A 25,850-nucleotide genomic window follows, 5' to 3' on the forward strand; every position below is an offset into this window, starting at 1 on the left:
GACGCGAGGGGGCCGCGCCCGGGTTCTCCCGGGCGCGGCCCTCGGTGGTGCCGGTCGGGTCCGTCAGCCCCGCAGACCCGACATGTGCTCGTAGCTGATCTCCGCGAAGCGCAGCGACCGGCCCGGGTCGGCGCTGCCGCCCGGCGCGTTGTCCTGCTCCCACATCGGGTTGTGGTACCCCTTCGCGCCCATGTTGGCGAAGAAGGTGCCGTAGTCGATGTCGCCCTGGCCGAGCGGCACCATGTCGTAACCGGCGGAGCTGGCCGGGTTGAACGCCCCGTCCTTGGCGTGGAACAGCGGGAAGCGGGTGGTCCGGACCGCCACCGTGGCCAGCGGGTCGAAGACGTTCGTCTGGGTCACGCCGTCCGGGTCGACGTAGCTGCGGTACCGGTACTGCGCCACGTGCGCCCAGTAGATGTCCATCTCGAACCAGACCCACTCCGGGTTGGTCAGCCCGAAGAAGTACTCCAGCTTCCGTACGCCGGAGGACCGGGTCGGCCGGCCCAGCCCGTCCAGTGGGCCGCTGTCCAGCAGGAAGTTGTACGCCGCGTCGTGGTTGTGCGTGTAGAGCTTCAGCCCGCGCGCGGCGGCCATCTCGCCGAAGGTGTTCCACCGGTCGGCCGCGGCGTCCCAGTCGGCCTTGTAGTTGCTGCCGGTCGGGTCGTTGCCGGTGCCGATGTGCGTCATGCCGAGGATCTCGGCGGTGTCCAGCGTCTGCTCGAACGCGGCGATGGTGTCCGGGGTGACCGTGCTCGGGACGGAGGCGTGCGAACCGTTGGCCCGCAGCCCGTTGTCGTCCAGGATCTTGCGGATCTCTTCGGGGGTGATCTGCCGGCCGAGGATCCCGGTGTTCTGGGTGTACCCGGCGAACTCGACCTCCTGGTAGCCGATCTCGGCGAGCCGGCCGAGCACCCGCTCGAACCCATACGGGACGCCGGAGGTGTCCGGTGCGGCGCTGATCCGGTCGCGGACGCTGTAGAGGATGATGCCGCGCTTGCCGGTGGGGATGAGCAGGCCGTTGCCCTCGGCGGCGGCCGAGGGGGCCCAGCCGGCGGCGCCGACGGCGACCGCGCCGGCGGCCCCGGCGATGGTGCCGAGCACCCGGCGACGGCTCATTCCGTGCTGTGTGTCGTTCATGTCCTGGCTGCCTTTCCGTGCTGACTGGTGCTGGGGGACTGGTGCTGCGGTGTCCGGGTGGGGCCGCCGGTGGCGGCCCCACCCGGTGGTCACGGGGTGACGCCGATGCCCTGACCGGCGAACTCGACCCAGTTGACGTTGCCGAAACCGCTGGCCGCACCGCCGGGAACGGTGGTGAAGACCAGGTAGAGCTTGTGCGAGCCGCCCGGGTCGGTCAGCGGCACGGTGGTGCTGGTGAAGGCGTTGTTGCCGCTGGTCGCGTTGACCGTGGCGGTGGTCAGCAGCGGGCCGGTGGGCGAGTCCAGCCGGAACTGAACGCCGAACCGGGGCTGCCCGGCGGTGGCCGCGCTGCCACCGGAGGTACGCAGCGTCACCGACTGCATGTTCTTCAGGTTCACGGTGTTGTTGATCGCGATCCAGTCGCCCGGGTCGAGGCTGCCGCGCTGCTGCCCGCCGCCGGTGTCGGCGCTGGCGCCCACCGTGGTGCCGGTCTCGTCGGTGGCGAACTCCACCTCCTGCCGCTTGGCCTGGACGATCTGCTGGTCCACCGTGGTCAGCGCCGGCTGCCCGTTGGCGCCCTGGTCGGTGTACGACGCGCTGACCACGCCGTAGATGTAGCCGCCGTGCGAGGCGTCGTCCGGCTCGGTGGGCAGCACCCCGGAGCAGCCGAACTGGTTGGCCTCACCGTGACCGTGCTGGTCGTGGCCGAGGACGAAGGTCACCTCGACCTTGCTGCAGTCGACCGGCCCGTCCTCCGGGTCGGTGACGGTGACCGACCACGGGATGTCGTCGCCCCAGCTGAAGAAGCCGCCCTCGAGCGGGGTGACGACGGTGACGGTCGGCGCGGTGTTGCCGACGGTGATGGTGGTGTTCGCCGACGCGGTCTTGCCGCTGGAGTCCGTCACCGTCAGCCGGGCGGTGTAGACGCCGTTGGCGGTGTAGGTGTGCGTCGGGTTCGGGTCGATGGAGTCGGTGGTGCCGTTGCCGTCGAAGTCCCAGGCGAACGAGATGGAGTCGGCCGGGTCCGGGTCCTTCGAGCCCTCGCTGGAGAACGCCACGGTCAGCGGCGCGATGCCGTTGGTCGGGGTCGCGGTCAGCGTGGCGGTGGGTGCCCGCAGGCCCTTGACGTAGCTGAACTTCAGCATCGCCGCGTCCGGGTTGACGTTGAAGAACCCGTCGCCGTACGTCAGCAGGTAGAAGTTGCCGTCGGCGCCCCAACGCATGTCCATCGGGTTGTCGCACAGGAACGGCTTGGCCGGCGTGGTCGGCGCCTGGCCGCAGTTCAGCACATTGTTGATCTTCAGGATGTCACCCTTGTCGTCCAGCCGGACCTCCTTGAGGGTGTCCCGGGTGAACTCGCCGAAGAAGATCGCGCCGTCGTAGTACTCGGGGAACTTCGTCTCCGACCTCAGCTCCGGGTCGAAGTCGTACTTCGCCGCACCGTGCGGGCCGACGCCACCCGTGCCGAGCTCGGGGAAGAGCACCGGACAGGTCTGCGTGGGCGTCGACAGGTACGACTCCGGGCACGGGGTCGGCGCCTGGAACGAGTACCACAGCTCGGACTTCTCCACCGCCGGCAGGTCGGTCAGGCCGGTGTTGTGCCGGGAGGTGTTCTTCGGCGCCGCGCAGTCGAACGGCGCGACCGGCGAGATCGGGTTGGTGGTCCAGTTCATCTCGATGTACGGCAGGTTCGGCTGCACGCACATCGGCCAGCCGTAGTTCGCCGGCTTGTCGACCACCATCATCCGGCCGGTGCCCGCCGGTCCACGACCGACCTGCGCCGTCGAGGAGTCGGGGGAGTAGTCGGTGACGTAGGCGACGTCGTTCTTGTCGAGGGTGATCCGGAACGGGTTCCGGAATCCCATCGCGTAGATCTCCGGCCGGGTCTTCGCGGTGCCCGCCGGGAACATGTTGCCCGCCGGCACCCTGTACGACCCGTCCGCCCCGACCGTGATGCGCAGGACCTTGCCGCGCAGGTCGTTGGTGTTCGCCGAGCTGCGCCGGGCGTCCACGAAGGGCGCCTGGTAGACCCCGGTGGCGCTGACCGAGTCGTTGTGCGGCGAGAAGCCGCCGGAGCCACCGCCGCCGGCCGGGGTGTCGTCCCCGGTAACCAGCCAGAGGTTGTTCTTCGAGTCGAACGCGATGTCGCCGGCCACGTGGCAGCAGGCTCCCCGGTCCACCGGCACCTGGAGGATCTTCTGCTCGGTGCTCAGGTCCAGCGACGGGGTGTCCCCGTCGACGAACTTGAACCGGGACAGCTGGAAGTAGCCCTTCCACTGGTCCCAGGCGGCCGGGTCGGTGCTGGTGGTGGGCGCGCCCCCGGTCGGGGTGTCCAGCGGCGGTGCGTAGTAGAGGTAGACCCACTTGTTGGTGGCGAAGTCGTGGTCGATCGCCGGGCCGTACATCCCGTCCTCGCTGTGGGTGTAGACCGGGATCTGCGCCAGCACGGTGGTCTCGTTGCTCGCCGGGTCGTGCAGGCGTACGCCGCCGCGCCGGTCGGTCTGGATCACCCGGCCGTCGGGGAGCACGTCGAAGCCGATCGGCTCGTTGACGTTGGGCTGCGCCCCGACCACCGTCATCTGGTAGTTGGCCAGCACGGTGGCGCCGCAGTCGCCGTCGGTCACGCCGGCCGCCCACTGGATCGCGCCGCCGAGGTGGGCGCGCAGGTCGGCGCTGCCGTAGCTCTCCGCGGTGGCGCCGAGTCCGGTGTAGAACGACCGGCCGCCCTGGTAGTCCTTGCACCAGGTCACCGGGTGGTCGAAGCCCATGCTGCCGCCGCTGTACGACTTCTCGTCCACGGTGGCCAGCACGTGCGAGACGCCCCGGACGTTGGCCGCGAAGTTGTACCACCGGTCGGTGGTGCTCCAGCGCTGCGGCAGCGTCTCGGATGCGGGGTGGACCCGGTCGGCGACGGTCACGGTCGCCTTGCTCACCGCGGAGGGGGCGCCGTTGGCCCGGGTGCCGAGCACGTTGGTGAGGAACGACCACCCCGGCTCGGCCTCGATCGCGGAGTGGACGCCGACGAACCCGCCGCCGTCGCGGTAGTACTCCTCGAAGGCGGCCTGCTGGGCGTCGTTGAGCACGTCGCCGGCGGTGTTGAGGAAGACCACCGCCCGGAACTGCTTCAGGTGTGGCGCGTCGAACTTGCGGGCGTCGTCGGTGACCTCGACGGTGAAGCGCCGGTCGCGCCCGAGCTGCTGGATGGCCTGCACCCCGGCCGCGGTGGCGCCGTTGCTGCCGCTGGCCGAGCGGGTGAAGACGAGCACCTTGTACTCGATGCCGTTGCTGACGGGTGCCGGTGCGGTGAGTGCCGGCGCTGCCTGCGCCGGGGTCGGTTGCTGCTGCGCCGTCGCGACGAGCGTCGCGCCGACGAGGGCGAGCAGGCTCAGGTGGGTGGCGGCCCTGCGGCCGATTGGTCTGCGCATCGAACCTCGCTCTGGTCGGGCGGGTCCGCCTCAGCCGGGACGAGGCTGAGGAGGTCGCTGGGGAGGTGACGAGAGCCTGGCCAGGTTCTACGCAGGACGATATTTGCGTACGCCAGCAAAGAGAAGAGGTTGGAGGCAAAAGTTTTGAACGAACCTCTCCCACTTTTGTTCAGGATCAGCAAAAGTGGGGCGGCTCGGTGTCGTTCGGACAGACGACAGCGGGCCGGTCACCCGAAGGTGCCGGCCCGCTGTCGTCGGTGCGGTCAGAGGGTGCTGGCGTTGCTGCCCGTGCCGGACGGCTTGGTACGCGGGCTGGTGGTGCCCGACGACCCGGAGGTCGAGCCGGCCGAGCCCGTGCTGGATGAACCGGCCTTGGCGCCCACCGTGGCCGGCGTGCCGGCGAACGGCTTGTCGGCCGCGGTCAGCTGCTGCGTGTTGCCGTTGCCGCTGAGCTTCTCGCCGAGCTTGGTCTGCCCGAGCTTGTCCTTGCCCTCGCTGTAGAGCCGGGTCGCCTGAGCCTGCGCGACGCCCGCCGCCTCCTGGACGGTCGGGTGGTCGAGCACCTTGCGGCCCCGGACCACCAGTTCCTCGTACTTCTCTCGGCCGGCACGGGCGCCCAGGACGAATCCCGCAGCCAGCCCGCCAAGAAACATGATCTTTCCGCGCATGGCGGCTCCTCTCGTACCTGACGCGCTGTCGTCCCCGACCGGGGGCGACCCACTCGCGCCTACGTCCTCTGTCGGCGGCTAACTACCCATCCTGCTCCGCGCCCATGCCTCCATGCGCCGAGATGACGATTTGTCCGAATTCCGGCGCGTCCGAATCCCGGCGGGAGAGCGGACGGCGATGCGGTAACCCCCTGGCGCGCCACCCCCCGATGTCCTGTACTCTTGTCCCCGTCGCACGGCGCGGAGAGATCCGCGACCCGGCGGTGCACGGTCCCCCGTAGCTCAATTGGCAGAGCAGCCGGCTGTTAACCGGCAGGTTTTTGGTTCGAGTCCAAACGGGGGAGCTTCGCTCCACAGCACGCCCGTCGGCCCCGCCGGCGGGCGTTTCTCGTTTCCCGGTGCGCCAGCTCCAGCGAACCTCCAGCCGGCCCCCAGCCGCCGGCGGGAGGTTTTCGCCCCGCAGGGTCGGGTTGCCCGGCAGGATGGTCGATGTCGACTTGGACTCCCGCTGCGTCGATTGGTGCGTCGATCATGAGGGGTGGAGATGACCGGAGGACGAGGCCGCTGGACGGCCACCCTGATCGCGGTGGCGGTCGTGGTCGGCTGGCTGGTCGTCGGGGGCGTCGCCGGGCCGTACTCCGGGAAGCTGGGCGACGTCGCCACCAACGACAACGCCGCGTTCCTGCCCACCGACGCCGAGGCCACCCGGGCCCAGGACCTCTCCGCCGGCTTCGTGGCGAAGGAGACGACGCCGGCGCTCGTCGTCTACGAGCGCCCCTCCGGGATCACCCCCGCCGACCAGCAGCGGGTGCAGGCCGACGCCGCCCGGTTCGCCCAACTGCCCGGCGTGCTGGGCCCGCTCCCGCCGTCGATCGTCAGCCAGGACCGGCAGGCCGTCCAGGTGATCGTGCCGATCGACGCTGCCGAGGGCGAGCAGATCCGGCAGGTCGTCGACGAGCTGCGCGACATCGCCGGCCCGGACCGGGACGGGCTCACCGTCAACGTGGCCGGACCCGCCGGCCTGCTCGGCGACCTGATCGAGGTCTTCACCGCCATCGACGGGCCGCTGCTGCTGGTCACCCTGGTCGTCGTCCTGGTCATCCTGCTGATCGTCTACCGCAGCCCGGTGCTCTGGATCCTTCCGCTGCTCGCCGCCGGGATGTCCTACTCGCTGGCGTCGGTCTTCGTCTACCACCTGGCCAAGCACGACGTGATCAAGCTCAACGGGCAGGCGCAGGGCATCCTCACCGTGCTGGTCTTCGGCGCCGGCACCGACTACGCCCTGCTGCTGATCGCCCGGTACCGGGAGGAGCTGCACCGGCACCACCGGCCGTGGGACGCGATGAAGACCGCCTGGCGGGGCGCCGCCCCGGCCGTCATCGCCTCCGGCACCACCGTCATCGTCAGCCTGCTCTGCCTGCTGCTGTCCAGCCTCAACTCCAACCGGGCACTCGGTCCGGTCGCCGCCCTCGGCATCGCCGTCACGCTGCTGGTGATGCTCACCTTCCTGCCCGCGCTGCTGGTGCTCGGCGGACGCTGGGCGTTCTGGCCGCGTACGCCCCGCGAGGACCAGGCGGACCCGCAGGCCGACGGCATCTGGAGCCGGATCGCCGGCTTCGTCGCCCGCCGGTCCCGCGCCGTGTGGCTGGTCACCGCCGTCGCCCTGGCCGCGCTCACCCTCGGCCTCAGCCAGCTCGGCGCCACCACCCTCGGCCAGTCCGACCTGTTCACCAGCCGCACCGACTCGGTGGCCGGCCAGGAGGTGATCGCCCGGCACTACCCGGCGGGCACCGGCAGCCCGGCCACCATCTTCACCACCCAGGCGACCGCGCAGCAGGTGGCCCAGGTCGCCCAGGGCGTGCCCGGGGTGGCCTCGGTCCGCCCGGTCACCGAGCGGGGCCAGGCCGGCCCGCCCGACCCGAACGCGCCACCCAAGGTGGTCGACGGCCGGGTGGAGCTGCAGGTGACGCTGGCCGACCCGCCGGACAGCGACGGCGCCGAACGGACCATCCGCGACCTGCGCGAGGCGGTGCACCGGGTGCCCGGCTCCGACTCCGTGGTCGGCGGCTTCACCGCCATCAACGTGGACACCGCCGCCGCCTCCACCCGGGACCGCAACGTCATCATCCCGGTGGTGCTCGTGGTCATCGCGGTCATCCTGGCCCTGCTGCTGCGCGCCCTGCTCGCCCCGGTGCTGCTCATCGCCACCGTGGTGCTGTCGTTCCTGGCCACCCTGGGGCTCTGCGCGCTGATCTTCAAGTACGTGCTGGACTTCCCCGGCGTCGACCAGTCCTTCCCGCTCTTCGCGTTCGTCTTCCTGGTCGCGCTCGGCATCGACTACAACATCTTCCTGATGAGCCGGGTCCGCGAGGAGTCGGTCAAGCGCGGCACCCGCGCCGGGGTGCTGGGCGGCCTCGCGGTCACCGGTGGCGTGATCACCTCCGCCGGCATCGTGCTCGCCGCGACCTTCTCCGCGCTCGCCGTGCTGCCGCTGGTGGTGCTGGTCGAGTTGGGCGTGGCGGTCGCCGTCGGGGTGCTGCTCGACACCATCGTCGTACGGTCGCTGCTGGTGCCCGCCCTGGCGTACGACATCGGGCCGAAGGTCTGGTGGCCGAGCCGGCTGTCCCGGACGAACCGCAACGGCGACCGGGCCGGCGCGGAGGTCGAACATGCTCGCTGAGACCGACGTGGTCATCGTCGGCGGACGCCTGGCCGGCCTCGCCGCCGCCCGCCGGTTGCACCGCGCCGGCGTGCCCTGGCTGCTGCTGGAGGCCGGCGACCGGCTCGGCGGCCGGGTCGCCACCGACCAGGTCGACGGCTACCTGCTCGACCGCGGCTTCCAGGTGCTCAACACCGCCTACCCCCGGCTGGGCACCCTGCTCGACCTGGCCGCGCTCGACCTGGGCTGGTTCACCTCCGGCGTGCTGGTCCGCCGCGGCGACCGCCTCGACCGGCTGGTCAACCCGCTGCGCGAACCCACCGGGGCGGCGCGGACCGCCACCGCCGGGGCCGGGTCCCTGGTGGACCGGCTGCGCCTCGCCGCGCTCGCCATCGGCTGCGCCACCCTGCCGGTGAGCCGGCTGCTCGCCGCCGCGGAGACGACCAGCGAGGCCGCCCTGCGCCGGGCCGGCCTCTCCGACGCGATCATCGAGGAGCTGCTCCGACCGTTCCTGTCGGGCGTCCTCATCGACCGGGAGCTGGAGACCTCCAGTCACGTGCTGGCCATGGTGCTGCGCTCCTTCGCCCGCGGTCGGATCGGCCTCCCCGCGCACGGCATGGGGGCGCTGCCCCGCGCCGTCGCCGACCCGCTGCCCGCCGACCTGATCGAGCTGGACACCCCGGTCGCCGAGGTCGCGCCCGGCCGAGTCCGCACCCAGGCCGGCGACATCGCCTGCCGCGCCGTCGTGGTCGCGGTGGACCCGCCGGCGGCGGCCACGCTGCTGCCGCGGCTCGTGCGGGTACGGATGCACCGCTACACCACCTAAGATCACGCCGCCGAGTCGGCGCCGCTGGACGAGCCGATCCTGCTGGTCGACGGCGACCGGCGGGAACTGGTCGCCAACACGGTGGTGCCCAGCAACGCCGCGCCGACGTACGCCCCGGCCGGGCGGCACCTGGTGGCCACCTCCGTGGTCGGCCCGCAGGCCCCGCCCGAGCCGGTGATCCGGCGGGAGCTGGACCGGCTCTACGGGCGGTCCACCGCCGACTGGACCCACCTGACCACCGTGTCGATCCCGGACGCGCTGCCCGCCGCGCCGCCGCCGCAGGGCCGGCTGCGCAAGCCCGTGGCGCTCGGCGACGGGCTCTTCGTGGCCGGCGACCACCGCGACAGCCCCTCCGTCCAGGGGGCGCTCGCCAGCGGGTGGCGCACCGCCGGTGCCGTCCTCGCCGCGCTCCGCCCCGGGCAGGGGGCCCCGTCCGAGCTGGACGGGTGACCCGAGGCCCCCTCGTGATCACCTATGATCGCCGCCATGCCCACACCCCTCCCGGCGATCACCTTCGACCCGGCCGCCGCCTTTCCCGAGGTCAACGACATGCGCGCGGCCCTCGCCGGGCGCGACTGGCCCCGAGTCCGGCAGCTGCTCGACGTCCGCGACTGGGCGGGCAGGGCGTTCCTGATGGGGTTCGCCGAGGACGACGCCGCGACCGGGACCTGGCTCCGCCAGGTCCTCGCCCAGCAGCCCGGCGATACCGTCGCCGCCACCATGCTCGCCGCGCACCTCGTCCAGGTCGGCTGGAAGATCCGGACCGACAAGCTGGCGAAGTACGTCAGCCGGGAGCAGTTCGCCCAGCTCCACGACCACCTGCGGCAAGCCGAGCAGATCCTCATCGACGTCTGCGCCCGGGAACCGGGCAACGTCATCGCCTGGGAGGAACGGCTGACCACCGCGATGGGCCTGGGACTGGGCCAGGCGGAGGCCCGCCGCCGCTACGACCGGCTCGCCCGGTACGCCCCGCACCAGATGTCGGCCCAGTCCCGGTTGTTCCAGCAGCTCTGCCCCAAGTGGGGCGGCAGCTGGGAGAAGGCGTTCGACTTCGCCCGGGAGTGCATGCTCTCCGCCCCGGAGGGCGCGCAAAACGCCGTCCTGCTCGCCGAGGCGCACCTCGAACGGTTCGTCACCTCCGACAGCGACGGCGAGCAGGGCGCGTACCTGCAGGACCCGCGGGTGATGCAGGACATCTGGGCGGCGGCGCAGCGCTCCGTGCTGCACCCGAACTTCCGGCACGAGCCCGGTTGGGTCTCCACCCGATCGGTCTTCGTCCTCTGGTTCGGGCTGACCGGGCAGTGGGCCGCGGCCGGGGCGCAGCTCGCCGCCCTGGGCCACCTGGGCAGCCAGCACCCGTGGTCGTACGTGGGCGGCACTGAGGTGCTTGACAACATCCGCGCCGAGGCGTACGCGAAGGGTGTGTTTCGTTGATCCGGCAGCTGGACGTGGACGGGGTGCCCACGCTGATGGCACCCACCGCCGGGCCGATGCGCGCCGGGCTGACCTTCCGGGTCGGCACCGCCGACGAGACCCTGGCCCGCAGCGGCATCACCCACCTGCTGGAACACCTGGCGCTCGCCCCGCTCGGGCTGACCGACTACCACTTCAACGGCGCCACCGCGCCGACCTTCACCTCCTTCTACATGCAGGGCTCCGAGTCCGATATCGCCGGTTTCCTCACCGCCGTCTGCCACACCATCCACGACCTGCCGATGGCCCGGCTGGAGGTGGAGAAGGAGATCCTGCGCACCGAGTGGAGCAGCCGCGGCAACACGGCCGTCGACGCGCTGCCGTTGTGGCGGCACGGCGCCCGCGACCACGGCCTGAGCAGCTACCCGGAGTTCGGGCTGTACGCCCTGACCGAGCACGACCTGCGGTACTGGGCGGCCCGCTGGTTCACCCGCGAGAACGCGGTGCTCTGGATCGCCGGCGACCGGGTACCCGCCGGGCTGCGGCTGGCGCTGCCCGCCGGCGTACGGCAGCCGGTGCCGCCGGTGTCGTCGGCGCTGCCGCGCACCCCCGCGTACTTCGTCAACGGCTCGCGGGCCGTGGTGCTGGACTCGGTCGTGCGGCGCCGGACCGCCGCGGGCGTCTTCGCCGGGGTGCTGGAGCGCGAGATGTACCGCTCGCTGCGCCAGGAGGACGGGCTCTCCTACACCATCAACACCGGGTACGAGCCGCGCGGCGACGGCCACGCCACGCTGCGCGCCCTCGCCGACGCGCTGCCCGAGAAGCAGGACGCGGTGCTCGGCGGCTTCATCGACGTGCTGGCCAAGCTGCGGGTCGGCCGGATCGAGCAGGCCGACCTGGACGCCACCGTGGCCAAGCGGGAGGACACCCTCGGCACCGCCGAGGTGGACGCCGCGCGGCTGCCCGGCCAGGCGGTGGACCTGCTCACCGGCCAACCCACCGTCACCGTCGACGAACTCCGCGCGGAACTCAAGACCGTCACCCTCCCCGACCTGCACCAGGTGGCCCAGGAGGTCACCGCCACCGCGCTGCTGATGGTGCCCGACGGCACCACCGCCGACTGGGCCGGCTTCGCCGAGGCGCCCACCCGCTCCACCCACACCCTGCCCGGCACCGCCTACCGGGAACGGGAGGGCGACGGCGAGCTGCGGGTCGGCGTGGACGGCGTCAGCTACGTCGGCCCCGGCGGCCCGCTCACCGTCCGGTACGCCGAGTGCGCCGCCCTGCTCGCCTGGCCGGACGGCGCCCGCCGGCTGATCGGTCACGACGCCATCTCGATGCACATCGAGCCGACCCTGTTCGACCTGCACCCCGCCGCCATCGGCGTGATCGACCAGCAGATCCCCGCCGACCGGCGGGTCCCCATGCCGGCCCGCCCGCCGGAGAAGATCCCCCAGCCGTACGCGGCCGCCAACCGGCCGCACCCGCAGCAGCGCCCGGCCCCGGTGCAGCGGTCCTGGTGGGAGATCCCGCTGATGGTGCTCAGCGGCCTCGCCACCCTCGGCGTCGGCGGGATCACCCTGCTGCTCACCTTCGGTCTCTTCGTCGCCGACGAGTCGGACGGTGACATCGGCTGGCTGTGGGGCATGGTCGGGGTGGGCTGGCTGCTCACTGTTATCCTCGCGTTGCCCATCGTGCTGTTGCGGCGGCGGAGACACTGAGAGACCGCCCGTTTCGGTGGTGGCCGGTGATCGACCGGGCGGGTTACGATCCGGCGCGGTAACGGGGCGGTAGCTCAGCGGGTTAGAGCAGGGGACTCATAATCCCTCGGTCGCGGGTTCGAGTCCCGCCCGCCCCACCACGCGAAAGCCCTGGTCAGCCATGGTGACGGCGACCCGGGTGAACCGCGTCAAGATCCGGACCAACGCCGTCGGTCCGCACTGAGTCCGCAGCAGCACGAGCCGCAGCACGGTCGAGGCGGTCGGCGACCTGGTCCAGGTCGTCCTCGAACAGGTTCGCGTAGACGTCCAGAGTCATCGCCGCCGAAGCGTGCCCGAGCATCCGCTGGACCGCCTTCACATTCGCTCCCTCGGCCACCGCGAGACTGGCCGCCGTGTGCCGCAGCTCGTGCGGTGTGAGGCCGGCGAGACCGATCGACGCCGCATCGCGGTCGAAGACCCGGCGCCGGAAGTTGTTGTTCCGCAGCACCTCGCCACCCGGGGACGTGAATACCAGCTCGTCACGGGCGCGGCCCGCCACCTGCGCGGCCATCGGCTCGACCAGGAAGCGGGGGAGCGGTACGGACCGGCGATGGTGCGTCTTCGGCGTACCGAATATCGCCCTCCCGTTGACCTCGGTCACCGACTCCGCCACCAGGAGCCGCCGCCGCACAAGGTCCACCCGTCGCACCCGGAGGGCGGCCAGCTCACCCCAGCGCAACCCCGTGTAGGCCAGCACGCGGACGATCAGCCCGTGCGGCTCTGCCGCCGCGGCGAGCTCGCCGACCTGGGTGTGCGTCAGGAAGACCTTCTCCGCCCGTCCCACCCGTGGCAGGCGCACACCCGTTGCAACGTTGCGGGTCAGCCGGCCATCACGAACCGCCAGCGCCAGCAACAACGAGAACACCCGATGCGCTTGCCGAACCGTGGAGGGCGCAAGCCCCGCCTCGGTCATGCGGCGCACCCATTCCCCAACGTCGGCGTGCGTCACTGCCGAAAGCGGAACGCGGCCCCACACCGGCAGGACCTGCATCCGGAGCAGGCTGGCGTACCGCTGGCGGGTCGACGGCTTGAGCTGCACCTGATTGTCCAACCACCGGGCGGCCCAATCGCCGACCGTGACGCGCGTCAGAGCCGGGTCGACCCATTCACCGCGGGCGAGTGCCGTCTTCACCGAGGCGAGCCACCGGTCGGCGTCAACCTTGCGGTCAAAGTACCCAGCATACTCCTTGCCGGAGGCATCCCGGTACCGGGCGCGCGCCACTTACCGTCGGGGCGCCTGACCACGCTCATCGCTCGGCCGCCTCGTCCAACCAGGCACGCACGTCGGCGGGGTTATAGCGCAGGTGCCGGCCGACCCGAGACGCCCGCGGCCCGATCCGCCGGTAGCGCCACTGATAGAGGGTGCTCACCGGTACGCCGAGGAAGGTCGACACGTCTTCAGCCGTCCACAGCGGTTCGATCGTCCGGGCCCTCATGCCGCTCCCTCCTCATTCGTGGCAGTTGCCGAAACATCGGGTGGTGCCTGATCACGTCTCGCGGCATCGAGTTGGGCACGCCACTGGATGCGCTCGGAGCTCGCGCGCAGGACCCGGTGGCCGAGGGGCGGCACGTCCGGATCGGTCGGCTCGGCGAGTTCCCAAGCGTGCCGTTGTTCGCCGCCGGCCGGCGCGGTGGCCGCGTCGGTGGTGACGCCGAGCAGGGCCTTGACCCACTCCCGCCGGTCGGCCCGGTGGTCGGCCAGAGTCTTCCCCGACCACTGCCGAGAGATCAGGACACGTCGGCCGCCGATGCCCAGGGTTTCCCGCTTGTGGACCTTGTTCTTGCAGTTCCCCGGCTTCAAACCGGGCCGGGCTTCTTGGGTTGGACGCCGTAGAGCAGCCTTCTCGGCGAGCGGAGACTAGACGACTGTCTAGTCTCACCCCTTGAACCCGCCCAGATCCGTCCCAGCTGATGCTTGACGTTTGGCCCTAGACGCCGAGTGTGTTGCCCGCTGCTAGAAGCAGGTGGCGCCATTCGTCGTACGGGAAGCCTGCCGGGTCGTCTGTGGGCTGGGCGCGCATGCTGTAGAAGGGGTAGTCGTTGTCGGCCTCCTGGACGGCGTAAAGGTTGCCCGGCTGGTCGCGGGTCCAGGAGACGCCGCGTCCGCGGAAGTCGCGGCGTGAAAGCCAGTCGGTGACGTTCGGCCAGTAACGAGCCCAGCCAGCGGGGCGCAGTGACTCGAACACCTTGTGCATGGTCGACGCGATCTGCTCGACGTCATCGTCGTCGTGCACGCTGACGAAGCGGCACAGCAGGACCAGCGTGGGACCCGGGTGCGGCATCAGCGGGTCGAGGGCAGCTACCGCACGGCAGATGAAGTCAAGTTCCCACCACCGGAACGCGAACGGATGCCAGTGAGCCATGTCGTCCCAGCCGATGCTGCGAACGCCGTCCGAGGTCGGGGTGCGGATACCGAGCTCGTAGGAGTCGTACCGGCCCTGCACCTCAAGCACGACCTGGCAACCGCCACCTACGGGCAACTCGACGGTGGCATCCGGGACCCGCGCGGCACCCTCCGCGTCCAAGAAGAACGTCTGCCAGAAAGCCGGATCATCAAATCGCTCACGAAGACTACGGGGAACCGGCATCGCCGCAGGGTACCGGCCGCAGTAATTGAGCATCGCCCCGTCCGTCACGCATGTGGTGGGACGCGAGTGTCAAGCAGGTCCCGTGACGGGAACGGAGACTAGACGACGGAGACTAGACGACGGGTTTGCCGAATTGGCCTCTTTAGGATCAAGGCGGCCCGCAAAGCGGGCCGCGCCGGCCCGGCCCCGGCCTGCTGGCGACCTCCGGCCGGCATCGGCCGGGCCGGCCGGCCACGCTTGGGGACGACACGATCCGAAGACCTCAGGGCTCCGCCCCGAACCCCGACCCTCCTCAGAGATGCCGCCGCAGATCACCTCGCCGGCCACCACAAGGGCTACCAGCCTCCCCGGACGGGGCCAAGGTCGTTCGTCCGGCAGGGCGCTCCACCTTGTCCCCGTCCGGGGAGGCTGGACGGTCTACGACTGCCCGACGAGGAGATCCGCTCCACCACCGCCCGCGCCATCGCTGTTGCAACTTCGGCCGGTTTGTCGGCGGTCAGGCAAGTAGCGCCCGAAGCTGCCCTATTGCGTCCAGCACCTCGGCGCGGTGCTTGCCATCCTTGATCCACGCGGGCAAGCGCTCAACCAGGGTCTGGCTTCCCATGTACTGGCCGCGTTCCCGCAACCGAGCGGACACGTACGCCTCCAGCAGGTCCAGGTGCTCGGCGTTGTATGCCCAGAGCACTCGCCCACGGCACTCGATCGAAAGCCAGAGGGGTAGGCCGAAGTACGGGTCGTTCGGGCCCGAGAGCTCAGGCAATGCCCGCGCGTTGTTTGCGAGGCGAGGAGCCTCCCAGAGATCCGTGTACGCGCACCCCAGACAACTGAGCCGACGGCGAAGCCAGAAATCATGCCGGGAACTGTCGGCCGATTCAGGGTCAGGACGGACCGAAGCCCGGCCGGCACAGCGCGGGCAACGGACGAAGATCTCGCCAGCAGACAAGCCGCGCAGCCAGGACTTCGGATCGCGGAAGCGTCCCGCGTTCCCTTCCTCGGCTGCTGTCATAGATCAACTGTACAGCCACCGATACAGCCAAGACCGCCGCCAACCGCCGACACCAACGGACGACGACGGACGGCCTGGCCAGGGATATCCCACCCGACCAGCCATCCGCGATCTTCTTCTAATCCCAAGGCCGCCGCCCAGCCGTGGCGGTCCGCACTTAGTCCGCCGAGTCCCGGCGCCGCCCATCGCGCAGCGGCCCCGGGTTGCCCTGGCTAACGACTGCTCTGGTGGAAGACGCCCTGCAAGGTGCGGTAGACCGGCGATTCTCCGCGCTCGTAGCCGGACCAATTCCTCGACATAGATGTAGGGCGGGAAGCCGGTCAAGCCGATCTGGGTGCCGAGGATTGCGGAGCGGAGGCGCGGATGGCCCCCGGCGCGGCGGCCGACGCCTGCGTGCTCCGGCCAACCAGCAGGGACAGCGGTGTTGGGGGAACGGTGGCTATCCTCTCGGCCATGGTAGCTATTAGGCCGTGGCAGCTGTTGATCCTGGCGCTCTGCGTTCTCTTGCCGACTGCTGCGGCGATCGTTGGCGGGGTCTGGGCGGTCCGCCGATCTCGTAGCCGTCGCTGAGCCGCTGCCTCCACTGACAGTCGAAGCTGCCGGGCCACCCCACGGGCCACAAGCGGGTGTCACCGGGGGCCAAGTCAGGCCATCCAGGACCGAACCGAACAGCGGCCACCCTGCAGGTCGATCCGATCTTGTGCGATTCCCAAGCTGACAGCTTGCGCTCGGATCACCGGTCACCGTGACCATGTCGACGGCGATGAGGGACCGGGGCGCGATGTCGTACCCCCCTGCTACGGTGCGCCGCAGTTGGCCGGTCAGAGCAACCCCGTGTGGGACAGCGCGGCTACGGGGGGCGGGCACTGGTAGGTCCCCGGAGTGATCCCGGGACTGAATATCGGACACCGCGACCCGCCCCCCGCTACGCGCACCACGAGCCCGAGGTGAGCGGTCCGCATCTAGTCCGCAAGAGGTCGACGGACGGCGGGGGAGTGGTGCGAGATGTCGAGAGGTATTTCCGCTGCTAAACCCCCATGTGCCCAGGTCGCCGGAGCCGGCAGTTTGATCTCATAATCCCTCGGTCGCGGGTTCGAGTCCCGCCCGCCCCACCACGCGAAAACCCTGGTAGCCGGGCAGGTGCCACAGTCCAGGTAACCCCTACCCGGGCTGGGAGATCGACTCACGGTTGATGTAGGCGACCTGGGCGGCGAAGGCCAGCAGAGCCAACACGCTGCCGAGGCCGATCGCGAACCCGGACGACAGCCCCGCGAGCCCGGTCAGCAGCGTGACCGCGAGCCCCACCAGCAGCGCGTTCACCGCGCCCACCATCGCCGCCGTGGTCAGCAACAGCTGCGCCCGCCGGGGCGCGTTGCCGACCGCCGCCCAGGTGGCCCGCATGATGCCCTCGCCCTGCACCGCGTCGGCGAAGAAGTCGTGCTCGCCGGCCAGCCGACGGTGGTAGTACGCCCGGATGCGCTGGATTCGCGCGAGATCCAGCTCGTTCTCCACCATGTTCTGGACCAGCCGCAGGAATGTGAGCAGTCCGGTGATCACCAGCGTCGGCAGCACCGCCCCGAGGTACGGCCGGACGAGCGCCGCGTTGCTGGCGACGAAACCGAGCCCGATCAGCGCGGCGGAGAGCATGGTCAGGAAGACGGTCGCCCGGCCCACCGACTCGGTGACGGTCGCGCTGCGCGAGGTCTGAAGCACGAAATGCTCGGTGGTCAGGGCGGTGAGCAGCGCCTGCTCGCGTTCTCTGTCGTCCATGCACCTCAGCGTCCGTGGCCGACAGGGGTCATCGTCACGATACGAGTGGCGAGGACGCACGGATCGGGAAAACGGACGGCCATGAACGGGGCACTGGGCGTCAAAGCGCGCATGTTTGCGGGAGGCCCCGTGGGTGGCGGTGGCGCTGGTGGACCGGGCGAACGACACCTACCATGAGCCGGTGATCGAGCAGAGTGAGCGACGCGTCCCCGTGCCGGTCACCGCCGCCGTGGTGATTTTGCTCGTGGCGACCGCGATCCCGGCGGGGAAGATGTTGACGAGTGGTCCATCCAGGGCCAGTGGGTTGATAGCGGGGCTTCTTGTCCTGGCGTTGGCTTTCGGCCTGTGGCGTGGTAGCGGGCGGGCCCGCTTTTGGACAACCGTCTTCTCGACCGCCAGCGTTGTGTATGGCGTCGTCGCGTTCGCCGGGGCTGATGCGTCAGGGCTGCTGCAGAGCGTTGGTGCGTCAGTCGTCGTCGGCCTGTTGCTGGTGCCCGCATCGTCCCGGCGGTGGTTTCACGACTTGCCGGTGGAGGAGTAGCGCCGGCGATGATGCGGCACTTCTGCGACGCGGTCGTCGCGTGCCGCGCTGCGCGAGCGTTGTCCACCCGGGTGCCCGTCGACCCGGACGGGTCGATCCGGCTGGCGGCCCGGGCCTGGGCGGTCGGCGGTACGGCGCCGGCCTGAGCACCGGCGGCTGCGCGGGATCCGCCGTACGAGAATCGTGAGTACGCGTGCTCATCCGGATATCGACCCCGACCGGAAGGATCAGGCCGTGAACTCGACGACGTGGACGCGTACCCTGCTCGGCGGCCTGACCCTCGCGGCGGCGACGGTCGGGGCATGGTGGGCCTGGCTGGGCTGGGAGACCGGGTACACGGTGGACCCGGAGACCGGCGCGACCAGCGGCCCGTACGCCCCGTGGCAGGTGGCCGGCTGCGTCCTCACCCTGGCCCTGATCGCCGCCGTCGGTGGCTGGCTGCTCAGTCCGTGGGTGGTGGCCCCGGTGATGACGATCGCCTTCACCATCGCCTGGGCGGCGCACGCCGCCGCGACCGACGACACCGGCCTCTGGGCGGTCGGAGCGCTCCTGGTCCTGGTCGGGGCGGCTCTCGGCACCACCGTGGTCAGCGGCGGCGCCTGGCTGATCCGTCGAGGCCGTACGGGAAGGTCAGCCGGCTGACCGCGCGTCGCCTCTTCGCCCGGTTGATCATGGCGGACTGGAGCGCCGCTCGCCGGCGTCGACTGGGCCGGTCTGCGGCTCGACCCCCGGTTCTTCCGCCGCACCGGCATGCACCGGGCCGGGGCTGGCGTGATTTGCGGGCCCGCGCTGCCGCCCGCGTGGTCGGTCCGGGGAGGACGACTCCCGCGAGGGCGATACCTGAGAGTCATAAATATATATGCCCCTCAGTCATAACGCTCGCTGCATATGTGCCTGCTGGACGGACCCGCCCCTCGCTGAGCGGTCACTCGAACACGGTGAAAGTGCAGCGGCGGCACATTCCTCCGGCGCCGACAACCTCACCGACCACACCGACCCGGCCTACTACGGCGACGTTCAGGACGGGAAGCCGTCGACCAGGTCGGGTCGGCGGGTCGCGGCGAACCGCTCGCGGACCTGTCGACGGCTGGCCAGGACGAGCAGCGCGGCCGCGACCAGCGCCTTCGCGACGTTGACCGCCCGCACCCACCACCGCAGCGGCTGGGTGAGGGTCAGACCGGTGGCGGCTAGCACGATCACCGAGATGAAGATGACCTGCCGATACGCCTTGCGCCGGCCGAGCCGCAGCCCGTGGATCACCGCCAGGTAGGCGACCGAGATCAGGGCGACCGGCAGGATGCGGGACCACGCCGAGGAGTGCAGCGTTTCCCGGGCGGCGGCGAGGTCCGTACCGGCGGGCAGCGCCTGATGGGCGAGCTGATAGTTCACCAGCTGTTCCTGGAAGATCAGCATCAGGCCGGCGAGCAGGGCGCTCAGGGCCAGGTTGGCGAGCATCAGCACGATAATGCGGCGTACGTGCGGCGGCGTGGCCGTGCCGGCGGGCTCGGTGGCGGGGGCGTTCGGTGTCGTCATCGGCAGGGATCAGATCACATCGGTGTGGTTCCGCGCTGCCCCCTCCGCCCCGGTCAGCCGCTGAACCTGGCGGTGACCGTGCGCATCGTCCGGATCAGGTCCCGCGCGGTGGGGACACTGTCCGGGTCGACCAGCGACTGGGTCGCCAGCCCAGCCAGCAGCGCCTGGTGGAAGGCGCCGAGCGCCAGGGCCCCCGCCTCGTCCGTCGCCGGGTCGAGGTGGTGGAAGATCTCGGCCAGCCCCAGCCGGGCCTGCCGGTTGGCGGTGGCGAACGCCTCGCGCAGCTCGGGGGTCCGGTCCATCTGGGCGATCAGCTCGAACTGGATGGCCCAGAGCGGCCGCAGCCGGGCGAAGGACTCGATGATCCGGGTCCAGGCCGCCTCGAACCGCTGCTCCGGGGTGGCGTCGGGGCCGGCGTCGACCGCGAGGGCCCGTTGCAGCTCCTCGCCCCACTCCGCCATCGCCTCGAACAGGGCCTCGTTGAGCAGCGCCTTCGTGGTGCGGAAGTGGTAGCCGATGGCGGCCAGGCTGGTGCCGGAGGCGGCGGCGATGTCCCGGGCGGTGGTGCCCGCGTACCCCTTCTCGATCAGGCAGCGCTTGGCGCCGGCGAGCAGGTCTTCCCGATTTCCCATGTCGGCAGCCTAGCCGATTCCTGGGACAAATGTCTTGCACAAACGTCTGAAACATCCGTACAGTGAGCGGCATGACGACCGTTCTGATCTCCGGCGCCAGCGTCGCCGGCCCCGCGCTCGCCTGGTGGCTGCGCCGCCACGGCTTCCGTCCGACCGTCGTGGAGCGCGCCCCGGCGCTGCGCGACGGCGGCTACAAGGTGGACATCCGGGGCGCCGCCCTGGAGGTGATCGACCGGATGGGCCTGCGCGGGCAGGTCGAGCGGCACGACACCGGGATGCGGTCGGCCCGCTTCGTGGACTCGGCCGGCGCGCAGCTCGCCACCATGGACGCCGCGCTCTTCGGCGGCCGGGAGGGCGACGACGCCGAGATCATGCGCGGCGACCTGGCCCGCATCCTCGCCGACGCCACCCGCGACGTGGAGTACGTCTTCGACGACTCGATCGCCACCCTGACCCCGTCGCCCGAGGGGGTCGAGGTGACCTTCGAGCGTGGCCCGAACCGGACGTTCGACCTAGTGATCGGCGCGGACGGGCTGCACTCGAACGTGCGGGGGCTGGCCTTCGGTCCCGAATCGGCCCACCTGCGGCCGCTGGGGCACCACATCGCGATCTTCACGGTGCCGGCGGAGTTCGGCGAGGAGCGCGTCGAGCTGATGCACCCGGCGCCGGGGCGCAGCGTCGGGGTCTACCGCACCGCGGGCTCACCGGACGCCAGGGCGATGTTCATCTTCCCCTCGCCCGAGGGCGCCGCCGGGAACCTGGACGGCGCCGGCCGGAAGGCGCTGCTGGCGGAGGCGTTCGCCGGCCTGGGATGGCAGGTGCCGCGCCTGCTCGACGCGATGTGGGCGGCCTCCGACTTCTACTTCGACTCGATGAGCCAGGTCCGGATGGACCGCTGGTCGACCGGGCGGATCGCCCTGGTCGGGGACGCGGCGTACGGGCCGTCGCCGGCGTCCGGGCAGGGCACGAGTCTCAGCCTGGTCGGGGCGTACGTGCTGGCCACCTCGCTCGCGGCAGCGCCCGACGACCCGGGGGCCGGCTTCGCCGACTACGAGCGGCGGATGCGCCCCTTCGTCGCGGCGAACCAGGGGCTCGCCGCGCGCAACCTCAAGGGCATGGTGCTGGGCTCGGCCGCGCAGATCCGGTTCCAGACGCTGATGCTGCGCCTGATGCCGCACCTGCCCGGCCGGGAGCGGATGATCCGCCGGGTGACCGAGCCGATCCGCCGGGCCGCCACCGCGATCACCCTCCCGGACACCCCGGCGCCGCGCCGGGCGTGAGGTCCGCCGGTCAGTGCGCCGGCGGTTCGGCGTCCAGCCGTTCGGCGTACGCGTCGCGCAGCTCGTCCCAGCCGAAGTCCATCGCCTCGGCCCCGCGGATCGGGCCGACCGGGTCGCCGTCGAGCAGATGGTCGGCGACGTCCAGGCAGAGGTGCCAGCCGGCGGCCATCATCGGCGCCAGTTCGGGCTTGTCGATGGTGTGCCGCAGGGTCAGCCGGGTGCCGGTGGCCGACGGGCTCAGCTCCCAGCGGAGCAGGCCGTCACCCCAGGTGTACTCGAGCAGGGTCGGCGGCTCGGCGCGGAGCACGGTGGCCGGCTGGGGGAAGCTCTCCTCGCCGTCGACCGTGCTGAGCGTGGCCTCGCCCGGGGTGTCGAGGTTGCGGCTGGCCAGGAACGGCGCCCACTGGGCGAGCCGGTCCGGCTCGGTGAGGGCGGCCCACACCTTCTCCGGCGGGTGCCGGAGGTCCCGGACGAAGACCAGCTCCCAGCGGTCGTCGGCGGGCACCCGGGCCACCTCGGCGAGCGGGCCGGGTCGGAAGTGGTCGCGGTCCATGGTCACTCCTGACTCTCCAGATGGCGTTCGAGGGCGTCGAGGTGGTCCGCCCAGAGCCGGCGGTACGGCCCCAGCCAGTCGTCCACGGCCCGCAGCGGGCGTACGTCGAGCCGGTAGATGCGCTGCTGGGCCGCCGTGCGGACGGTCACGAAGCCGGCCTCGCGGAGCACCCTGAGGTGCTTGGAGACGGTCGGCTGACTCATCCCAAGCGCGTCGGCCAGGTCGCCGACGCTGCTCTCGGCACGGCGCAGCCGTTCCAGGATGCGGCGCCGGCTCGGCTCGGCCAGCACGGCGAAGGCGTCGACGGACACCAGCCCAATATGCCCTCTCGCTCATATGCCTGTCAAGTAATACACGCTGGTCCCGACGCCCCCGGGACCGCGCCGCGAAGTCATGCCGCAGCGCTGAGCCCGCCCGGACCGGCCGCCCGGGGCGCCGGCTTCGGTCCGGGCGCGGGGTCGGGCTCGGGCTCCGGGGTGGGTGCCGGCACCGGAGCGGTCGGGTACGCCGACGGCGCGCCGGCCGGGTCGGGGCCCACGCCGGTCGGGTCGATCTCCTCCTCGGAGGGGTACACGTCGCCGCGCAGGGTCGGATCGTGGTAGCTGCTCATCCGGGTAGGGTTCCCCGTCCACGCCGCCGCAACCGTGCCCGATCGTCCGGTGTCCACCCCTTGACAAGGCGACGGATGATGCACCCGACGATGGGCCGCGAACGGGGGTACGACCACATGGAACTGCGCCGGGACCGGGGCCCGCTGGTGCTGGCCACCGTCTGCGTGGTCGGCGGCGTGACGGTGCTGATCGTCGGCGGCGACCGGGTGCTGCGGACGCTGGCCGCCCTGGGCGCCGTCATCCTCGGCGGCGTGGTGCTGCTCGGCGCGCTGCGACCGTTCCGCTTCGTCATCGGACCGGACGGGCTGGACGTGCGGCGGCCGGGACTGCGCGGCACGTACCGGTGGGACCAGTTCGACGCCCTGGTGCTCGACGACGCACCCCGACCGGGCTCGCGGTCCGGCTCGTCCCGGCTGCTCGGGGTGCCGGGCACCGCGCTGCCACCCGGCCCGCCGGCCACCGCGTACCACCCGGCCGACGGGCGGGCCGCGATCGAGCTGCTCGACCTGGCGCAGGTGCGCCAGGCGCCCGACGAGGTGGCGGCGGCGCTGGCCCGGTACGCCGGCGACCGCTTCATCGACGCCCGGGCCCGTCCCGCCGACGCGTCGCCCGACCGCCCCGCGAGCGACGGGAGCGATCGGGCGGCGAGCGACGGGCCGGTGAACGACCAGCCGGCGAGGGACCGGAGGACGACCTCGTGAGCGACGGCCCCGCCGCCTGCAACTGGGCCGGCAACGTCCGCTACGCCGCCCGCCGCCGGCACACCCCGTCCAGCATGGACGAGCTGCGCCGGCTGGTCGCCGGCAGCGAGCGGATCCGGGCCGTCGGCACCGGGCACTCCTTCAACCGGCTCGGCGACACCACCGGGGACCTGGTCTCGCTGGCCAGGCTGCCACCCGCCGTCGAGCTGGACCCGGAGCGCGGCACCGTCACCGTCGCCGCCGCCCTGCGCTACGGCGACCTCGCCACCCGGCTGCACGCCCACGGGTACGCCCTGGCCAACCTGGCCTCCCTTCCGCACATCTCGGTGGCCGGCGCGGTCGCCACCGGCACCCACGGCTCGGGCGACACCCACGGCAACCTGGCCACCGCGGTCGCCGCCCTGGAACTGGTCACCGCCGACGGTGACCTGCTGACCGTGGACCGCGCCGACGAGCGGTTCGCCGGCATGGTGGTCAACCTCGGCGCGCTCGGCGTGGTCACCCGGGTGACCCTGGACGTGGTGCCCACCTTCGACGTCCGGCAGTACGTCCGGCTCGGCCTGCCGCGCGACGCCCTCGACGCCGCCTTCGCCTCGGCGTACAGCGTCAGCGCCTTCACCGACTGGCGCTCCGCGCGGCTCGACCAGGTGTGGCGCAAGCAACGCGTCGACCAGGCGCCGCCCCCGGCCGACTGGCTCGGTACGACGGCGGCCCCGGCGCAGCGGCACCCGGTGCCCGGCATGCCGGCGGAGAACTGCACCCCGCAGCTCGGCGTGCCCGGGCCGTGGCACGAACGGCTGCCGCACTTCCGGCTCGGCTTCACCCCGAGCAGCGGCGACGAGCTCCAGTCGGAGTACCACGTGGCGCGCGAGGTGGCCGCCGAGGCACTCGCCGCCCTGGACGGGGTGGCCGACCGGATCGCCGCCGTGCTGCAGATCTGCGAGCTGCGTACGGTCGCCGCCGATCCGCTCTGGCTCAGCCCGAACCACGGGCGGGACAGCCTCGCCATCCACTTCACCTGGATCGGTGACGCGGCGGCGGTGACGCCGGTGGTGGCCGCGGTGGAGGAGCGGCTGGCGCCGTTCGCACCCCGACCGCACTGGGGCAAGGTCTTCGGGCTGGACCCGGCGGCGGTGGCCGCCGCGTACCCCCGGCACGCCGACTTCCTGGCCCTGGCGACCGACCTCGACCCGGCGGGGAAGTTCCGCACGGAGCTGCTGGACCGCTACTTCCCCCGCCGCTAGCCGTCCGCACGGGGACCGTCCGCGCCGGACGTCGGACCGGTCAGCGGAACCACGATGCCGTGGCGCTGACTAGCCTGGAGACCCGATCGTCCATCGTGGATTCTCGAGGAGCGTGATGGCACCGGAGCTTCCCGGCCCCGACGGCCTGGTGCGGGTCGACAACCGGGACCTGTCCAGGATCAGCGTCGTCGCCCAGTGCCTGGACAACCAGTGGGTCACCAGGGACCTGCTGGAACACATGCTGATCCGCCGGCTGTCCTACGAGGATGTCGAGCGGCGTCGCCGGCAGGACGCCCGGGCCGAGTATCTGCGGTCGTTGCTCAACGCCGAGCAGGTGATCGTCAACCGGGCCTACTTCTTCAACAATCCGGTCGTCTACCAGGACTTCGTCGACCGTGGGCCGCAGCGGGACGCCTTCCGGGCGCTGCTGGACGAGAGCGTGCTGGTGCCCTTCCTGCTCCGGGAGAGGTCGCCCGCCGACGAGCCGCGGTTCACGGTCGACCAGGTCGGCTGGTCGGCGTGGCGGGACCTCCTCGGCGACCTGGACGCCATCCGGTGCCTCCGCCTGAGCTGGGACGACACCGAGAACGACGAGTGCACGCAGCGGCTGATGTTCGAGGAGCTCCACCGCTTCCTGCTGCAGTTGCGCGGCTTCAACCTCGACGCGCTGCGGCGGGACCTGGGTCTCGACGAGGCGGACATCCCGCTGTTGAAGCAGCGGCTGCGGGACGTGACCCTGTGGGCGGCCGACACCGACCGGGCCGACCGGGAGAGCTTCTACCGGACGTTCCTCGTCGAGCCGGGCACGCAGCTGGCCGTTCCACGCCCGCCGCCGGCTGGACGGGTTCGAACTCGTCGCCGTCGACCACGCCTGGTCCGTCGGGCGCGGCCCGCAGGTCGAGGGACCGACCGGGGCGATCCTGCTCCTGCTCACCGGCCGCTACGCGGTCCTCCCGGAGCTCTCCGGCCCCGGCGCCCCCGACCTCACCGCCCGGCTTGCCCCGGCACCTGCCTAACGGCGGCCCGTCGTCATCTGCTCGCGCATGCTGCCGCGCTGCACCGCCCGGCTGATGTCGCTCGGCGAGACGATCCCCACCAGCCGCTGGTCGGTCACCACCAGCGCCCGGCCGTCGGCGCACTCGCTGAGCCGGGGAAGCAGGTCGTTGAGCGCCTCGTCCGGGGCGGCGAGCACCAGCTCGTCGGCCCGGCAGGACACCTCGGCCAGCGTGGTGGTGGCCCGCCGATCGGCGGGGATGCCGCGGACCCGGTCCAGGGTGACCAGCCCGACCGGCCGGCCGTCCTCGGTCAGCGGCAGCGTCGAGTGCCGGTACGCGAAGAGGTAGTGGTCCACGAAGTCGGCGACCGTCATGTCCCCGGACGCGGTCTGCGGCTGCGGCGTCATCACCTCGCCGACCCGGACCCCGCGCAGCGCGCTGCCCGTTCGGGCCTGCCGTTCCTCCATGCCGGCCGCGCCGATCAGGAACCAGCCGATCAGCGCCAGCC

Annotated in this window: 24 protein-coding genes, 2 tRNA genes and 2 pseudogenes; 12 read left to right on the forward strand and 16 right to left on the reverse strand. The window is 71.6% G+C overall.

The genetic code is table 11. From position 1 onward, the window contains the following. Window positions 1-63 precede the first annotated feature (63 nt). The 3 genes from DKT69_RS29345 to DKT69_RS29355 all read right to left on the reverse strand — a co-directional run bounded on the left by DKT69_RS29345 (window position 64) and on the right by DKT69_RS29355 (window position 5,230). Entirely contained in the window at window positions 64-1,137 is a 1,074-nt protein-coding gene (locus DKT69_RS29345) for a sugar phosphate isomerase/epimerase family protein (protein WP_236648426.1), read from the reverse strand. A gap of 89 nt (window positions 1,138-1,226) precedes the next feature. Beyond that, on the reverse strand, window positions 1,227-4,562 hold the full coding sequence (locus tag DKT69_RS29350) for a ThuA domain-containing protein (protein ID WP_109804705.1): 3,336 nt from the start codon (window positions 4,560-4,562) through the stop codon (window positions 1,227-1,229). 263 nt (window positions 4,563-4,825) lie between these two features. Continuing rightward, entirely contained in the window at window positions 4,826-5,230 is a 405-nt protein-coding gene (locus DKT69_RS29355) for a hypothetical protein (RefSeq protein ID WP_109804706.1), read from the reverse strand. A gap of 271 nt (window positions 5,231-5,501) precedes the next feature. Between DKT69_RS29355 and DKT69_RS29360 the strand changes: the two genes are divergently transcribed. From DKT69_RS29360 to DKT69_RS29385, 6 genes and pseudogenes are all read left to right on the forward strand, one after another. Then, window positions 5,502-5,574, forward strand: a tRNA-Asn gene (locus DKT69_RS29360). Window positions 5,575-5,774: 200 nt separating this feature from the next. Continuing rightward, window positions 5,775-7,910, forward strand: coding sequence for an MMPL family transporter (locus tag DKT69_RS29365; RefSeq protein WP_109804729.1), 2,136 nt, complete (start codon window positions 5,775-5,777; stop codon window positions 7,908-7,910). Next, window positions 7,900-9,165 (forward strand): annotated as a pseudogene (locus DKT69_RS29370) (NAD(P)/FAD-dependent oxidoreductase). The gene DKT69_RS29365 and the pseudogene DKT69_RS29370 overlap by 11 nt, the downstream one beginning before the upstream one ends. Window positions 9,166-9,201: 36 nt before the next feature. Next, complete coding sequence (locus tag DKT69_RS29375; RefSeq protein WP_146231243.1) at window positions 9,202-10,149, forward strand: hypothetical protein; 948 nt, start codon at window positions 9,202-9,204, stop codon at window positions 10,147-10,149. Next, window positions 10,146-11,849, forward strand: coding sequence for a M16 family metallopeptidase (locus tag DKT69_RS29380; RefSeq protein WP_109804708.1), 1,704 nt, complete (start codon window positions 10,146-10,148; stop codon window positions 11,847-11,849). Before DKT69_RS29375 ends, DKT69_RS29380 begins: the two co-directional genes overlap by 4 nt. Before the next feature lie 63 nt (window positions 11,850-11,912). Continuing rightward, window positions 11,913-11,989 (forward strand) — tRNA-Ile (locus DKT69_RS29385). Between the two features lie 14 nt (window positions 11,990-12,003). On the opposite strand, the gene DKT69_RS29390 is transcribed toward DKT69_RS29385, so the two are convergent. The 6 genes and pseudogenes from DKT69_RS29390 to DKT69_RS29415 form a co-directional block, all read right to left on the reverse strand. Continuing rightward, complete coding sequence (locus DKT69_RS29390; protein ID WP_109804709.1) at window positions 12,004-13,110, reverse strand: tyrosine-type recombinase/integrase; 1,107 nt, start codon at window positions 13,108-13,110, stop codon at window positions 12,004-12,006. Between the two features lie 25 nt (window positions 13,111-13,135). Continuing rightward, window positions 13,136-13,324, reverse strand: coding sequence for a helix-turn-helix domain-containing protein (locus tag DKT69_RS29395; RefSeq protein ID WP_109804710.1), 189 nt, complete (start codon window positions 13,322-13,324; stop codon window positions 13,136-13,138). Next, a pseudogene (locus DKT69_RS29400) lies at window positions 13,321-13,727 on the reverse strand (replication initiator); the annotation flags it as partial. The pseudogene DKT69_RS29400 and the gene DKT69_RS29395, both read right to left, overlap by 4 nt. 89 nt (window positions 13,728-13,816) lie before the next feature. After that, entirely contained in the window at window positions 13,817-14,476 is a 660-nt protein-coding gene (locus DKT69_RS29405) for a hypothetical protein (protein ID WP_146231244.1), read from the reverse strand. 496 nt (window positions 14,477-14,972) lie between these two features. Beyond that, complete coding sequence (locus DKT69_RS29410) at window positions 14,973-15,482, reverse strand: hypothetical protein (RefSeq protein WP_109804712.1); 510 nt, start codon at window positions 15,480-15,482, stop codon at window positions 14,973-14,975. A 1,161-nt stretch (window positions 15,483-16,643) separates the two neighbouring features. Next, window positions 16,644-17,252 carry a hypothetical protein gene (locus tag DKT69_RS29415; protein ID WP_109804713.1) on the reverse strand — a complete coding sequence of 203 codons (609 nt, stop codon included), beginning with the start codon at window positions 17,250-17,252 and terminating at the stop codon, window positions 16,644-16,646. 133 nt (window positions 17,253-17,385) lie between these two features. On the opposite strand from DKT69_RS29415, the gene DKT69_RS29420 reads away from it, so the two are divergent. The 3 genes from DKT69_RS29420 to DKT69_RS29425 all read left to right on the forward strand — a co-directional run bounded on the left by DKT69_RS29420 (window position 17,386) and on the right by DKT69_RS29425 (window position 18,435). Next, window positions 17,386-17,793 (forward strand): hypothetical protein, encoded by a 408-nt coding sequence (locus tag DKT69_RS29420; RefSeq protein WP_146231245.1) that lies wholly within the window; start codon window positions 17,386-17,388, stop codon window positions 17,791-17,793. Window positions 17,794-17,801: 8 nt separating this feature from the next. Continuing rightward, a complete protein-coding gene (locus tag DKT69_RS38600; RefSeq protein ID WP_161557977.1) occupies window positions 17,802-17,939 on the forward strand; it encodes a hypothetical protein in 138 nt (45 codons plus the stop codon). Between the two features lie 88 nt (window positions 17,940-18,027). Further along, window positions 18,028-18,435, forward strand: a complete 408-nt coding sequence (locus DKT69_RS29425) for a hypothetical protein (protein ID WP_109804715.1) — start codon at window positions 18,028-18,030, stop codon at window positions 18,433-18,435. A gap of 375 nt (window positions 18,436-18,810) precedes the next feature. Here DKT69_RS29425 and DKT69_RS29430 read toward each other — a convergent pair whose 3' ends face one another. Then, window positions 18,811-19,326, reverse strand: coding sequence for a hypothetical protein (locus DKT69_RS29430; protein WP_109804716.1), 516 nt, complete (start codon window positions 19,324-19,326; stop codon window positions 18,811-18,813). A 53-nt stretch (window positions 19,327-19,379) separates the two neighbouring features. Next, the gene (locus DKT69_RS29435; RefSeq protein ID WP_109804717.1) at window positions 19,380-19,958 is read right to left on the reverse strand and encodes a TetR/AcrR family transcriptional regulator; all 579 of its coding nucleotides are present in this window, start codon (window positions 19,956-19,958) and stop codon (window positions 19,380-19,382) included. 71 nt (window positions 19,959-20,029) lie between these two features. On the opposite strand from DKT69_RS29435, the gene DKT69_RS29440 reads away from it, so the two are divergent. Further along, window positions 20,030-21,238, forward strand: coding sequence for an FAD-dependent monooxygenase (locus tag DKT69_RS29440; protein ID WP_109804718.1), 1,209 nt, complete (start codon window positions 20,030-20,032; stop codon window positions 21,236-21,238). Between the two features lie 10 nt (window positions 21,239-21,248). Here DKT69_RS29440 and DKT69_RS29445 read toward each other — a convergent pair whose 3' ends face one another. The 3 genes from DKT69_RS29445 to DKT69_RS29455 all read right to left on the reverse strand — a co-directional run bounded on the left by DKT69_RS29445 (window position 21,249) and on the right by DKT69_RS29455 (window position 22,401). Continuing rightward, the gene (locus tag DKT69_RS29445) at window positions 21,249-21,791 is read right to left on the reverse strand and encodes an SRPBCC family protein (protein ID WP_109804719.1); all 543 of its coding nucleotides are present in this window, start codon (window positions 21,789-21,791) and stop codon (window positions 21,249-21,251) included. A 2-nt stretch (window positions 21,792-21,793) separates the two neighbouring features. Next, entirely contained in the window at window positions 21,794-22,102 is a 309-nt protein-coding gene (locus tag DKT69_RS29450) for an ArsR/SmtB family transcription factor (protein ID WP_109804720.1), read from the reverse strand. Window positions 22,103-22,182: 80 nt separating this feature from the next. After that, complete coding sequence (locus DKT69_RS29455) at window positions 22,183-22,401, reverse strand: hypothetical protein (RefSeq protein WP_236648427.1); 219 nt, start codon at window positions 22,399-22,401, stop codon at window positions 22,183-22,185. 75 nt (window positions 22,402-22,476) lie between these two features. Here DKT69_RS29455 and DKT69_RS29460 point away from each other — a divergent pair, with 75 nt between their 5' ends. After that, a complete protein-coding gene (locus DKT69_RS29460) occupies window positions 22,477-23,103 on the forward strand; it encodes a hypothetical protein (RefSeq protein WP_109804721.1) in 627 nt (208 codons plus the stop codon). Window positions 23,104-23,177: 74 nt separating this feature from the next. Then, window positions 23,178-24,347 (forward strand): FAD-binding protein, encoded by a 1,170-nt coding sequence (locus tag DKT69_RS29465; protein ID WP_109804730.1) that lies wholly within the window; start codon window positions 23,178-23,180, stop codon window positions 24,345-24,347. Window positions 24,348-24,387: 40 nt separating this feature from the next. On the opposite strand, the gene DKT69_RS29470 is transcribed toward DKT69_RS29465, so the two are convergent. Both DKT69_RS29470 and DKT69_RS29475 read right to left on the reverse strand, forming a co-directional pair. Continuing rightward, window positions 24,388-25,281, reverse strand: coding sequence for a hypothetical protein (locus DKT69_RS29470; protein WP_109804722.1), 894 nt, complete (start codon window positions 25,279-25,281; stop codon window positions 24,388-24,390). A gap of 78 nt (window positions 25,282-25,359) precedes the next feature. Beyond that, the coding region (locus DKT69_RS29475) for a CBS domain-containing protein (protein WP_146231246.1) at window positions 25,360-25,850 on the reverse strand (491 nt) is incomplete at its 5' end.

Origin of the sequence: Micromonospora sicca, from assembly GCF_003172935.1 — a bacterium.
GTDB lineage: Bacteria > Actinomycetota > Actinomycetes > Mycobacteriales > Micromonosporaceae > Micromonospora > Micromonospora sicca.

What these genes read in the sequence shown, in the direction of transcription:
- DKT69_RS29430 (WP_109804716.1), bottom strand. Translation starts at nt 19,326, where the DNA reads ATGACGACACCGAACGCCCCCGCCACCGAGCCCGCCGGCACGGCCACG.
- DKT69_RS29365 (WP_109804729.1), top strand. Translation starts at nt 5,775, where the DNA reads ATGACCGGAGGACGAGGCCGCTGGACGGCCACCCTGATCGCGGTGGCG.
- DKT69_RS29445 (WP_109804719.1), bottom strand. Translation starts at nt 21,791, where the DNA reads ATGGACCGCGACCACTTCCGACCCGGCCCGCTCGCCGAGGTGGCCCGG.
- DKT69_RS29415 (WP_109804713.1), bottom strand. Translation starts at nt 17,252, where the DNA reads ATGGACGACAGAGAACGCGAGCAGGCGCTGCTCACCGCCCTGACCACC.
- DKT69_RS29405 (WP_146231244.1), bottom strand. Translation starts at nt 14,476, where the DNA reads ATGCCGGTTCCCCGTAGTCTTCGTGAGCGATTTGATGATCCGGCTTTC.
- DKT69_RS29465 (WP_109804730.1), top strand. Translation starts at nt 23,178, where the DNA reads ATGGACGAGCTGCGCCGGCTGGTCGCCGGCAGCGAGCGGATCCGGGCC.
- DKT69_RS29375 (WP_146231243.1), top strand. Translation starts at nt 9,202, where the DNA reads ATGCCCACACCCCTCCCGGCGATCACCTTCGACCCGGCCGCCGCCTTT.
- DKT69_RS29410 (WP_109804712.1), bottom strand. Translation starts at nt 15,482, where the DNA reads ATGACAGCAGCCGAGGAAGGGAACGCGGGACGCTTCCGCGATCCGAAG.
- DKT69_RS29455 (WP_236648427.1), bottom strand. Translation starts at nt 22,401, where the DNA reads ATGAGCAGCTACCACGATCCGACCCTGCGCGGCGACGTGTACCCCTCC.
- DKT69_RS29355 (WP_109804706.1), bottom strand. Translation starts at nt 5,230, where the DNA reads ATGCGCGGAAAGATCATGTTTCTTGGCGGGCTGGCTGCGGGATTCGTC.
- DKT69_RS29350 (WP_109804705.1), bottom strand. Translation starts at nt 4,562, where the DNA reads ATGCGCAGACCAATCGGCCGCAGGGCCGCCACCCACCTGAGCCTGCTC.
- DKT69_RS38600 (WP_161557977.1), top strand. Translation starts at nt 17,802, where the DNA reads ATGATGCGGCACTTCTGCGACGCGGTCGTCGCGTGCCGCGCTGCGCGA.
- DKT69_RS29395 (WP_109804710.1), bottom strand. Translation starts at nt 13,324, where the DNA reads ATGAGGGCCCGGACGATCGAACCGCTGTGGACGGCTGAAGACGTGTCG.
- DKT69_RS29460 (WP_109804721.1), top strand. Translation starts at nt 22,477, where the DNA reads ATGATGCACCCGACGATGGGCCGCGAACGGGGGTACGACCACATGGAA.
- DKT69_RS29345 (WP_236648426.1), bottom strand. Translation starts at nt 1,137, where the DNA reads ATGAACGACACACAGCACGGAATGAGCCGTCGCCGGGTGCTCGGCACC.
- DKT69_RS29435 (WP_109804717.1), bottom strand. Translation starts at nt 19,958, where the DNA reads ATGGGAAATCGGGAAGACCTGCTCGCCGGCGCCAAGCGCTGCCTGATC.
- DKT69_RS29440 (WP_109804718.1), top strand. Translation starts at nt 20,030, where the DNA reads ATGACGACCGTTCTGATCTCCGGCGCCAGCGTCGCCGGCCCCGCGCTC.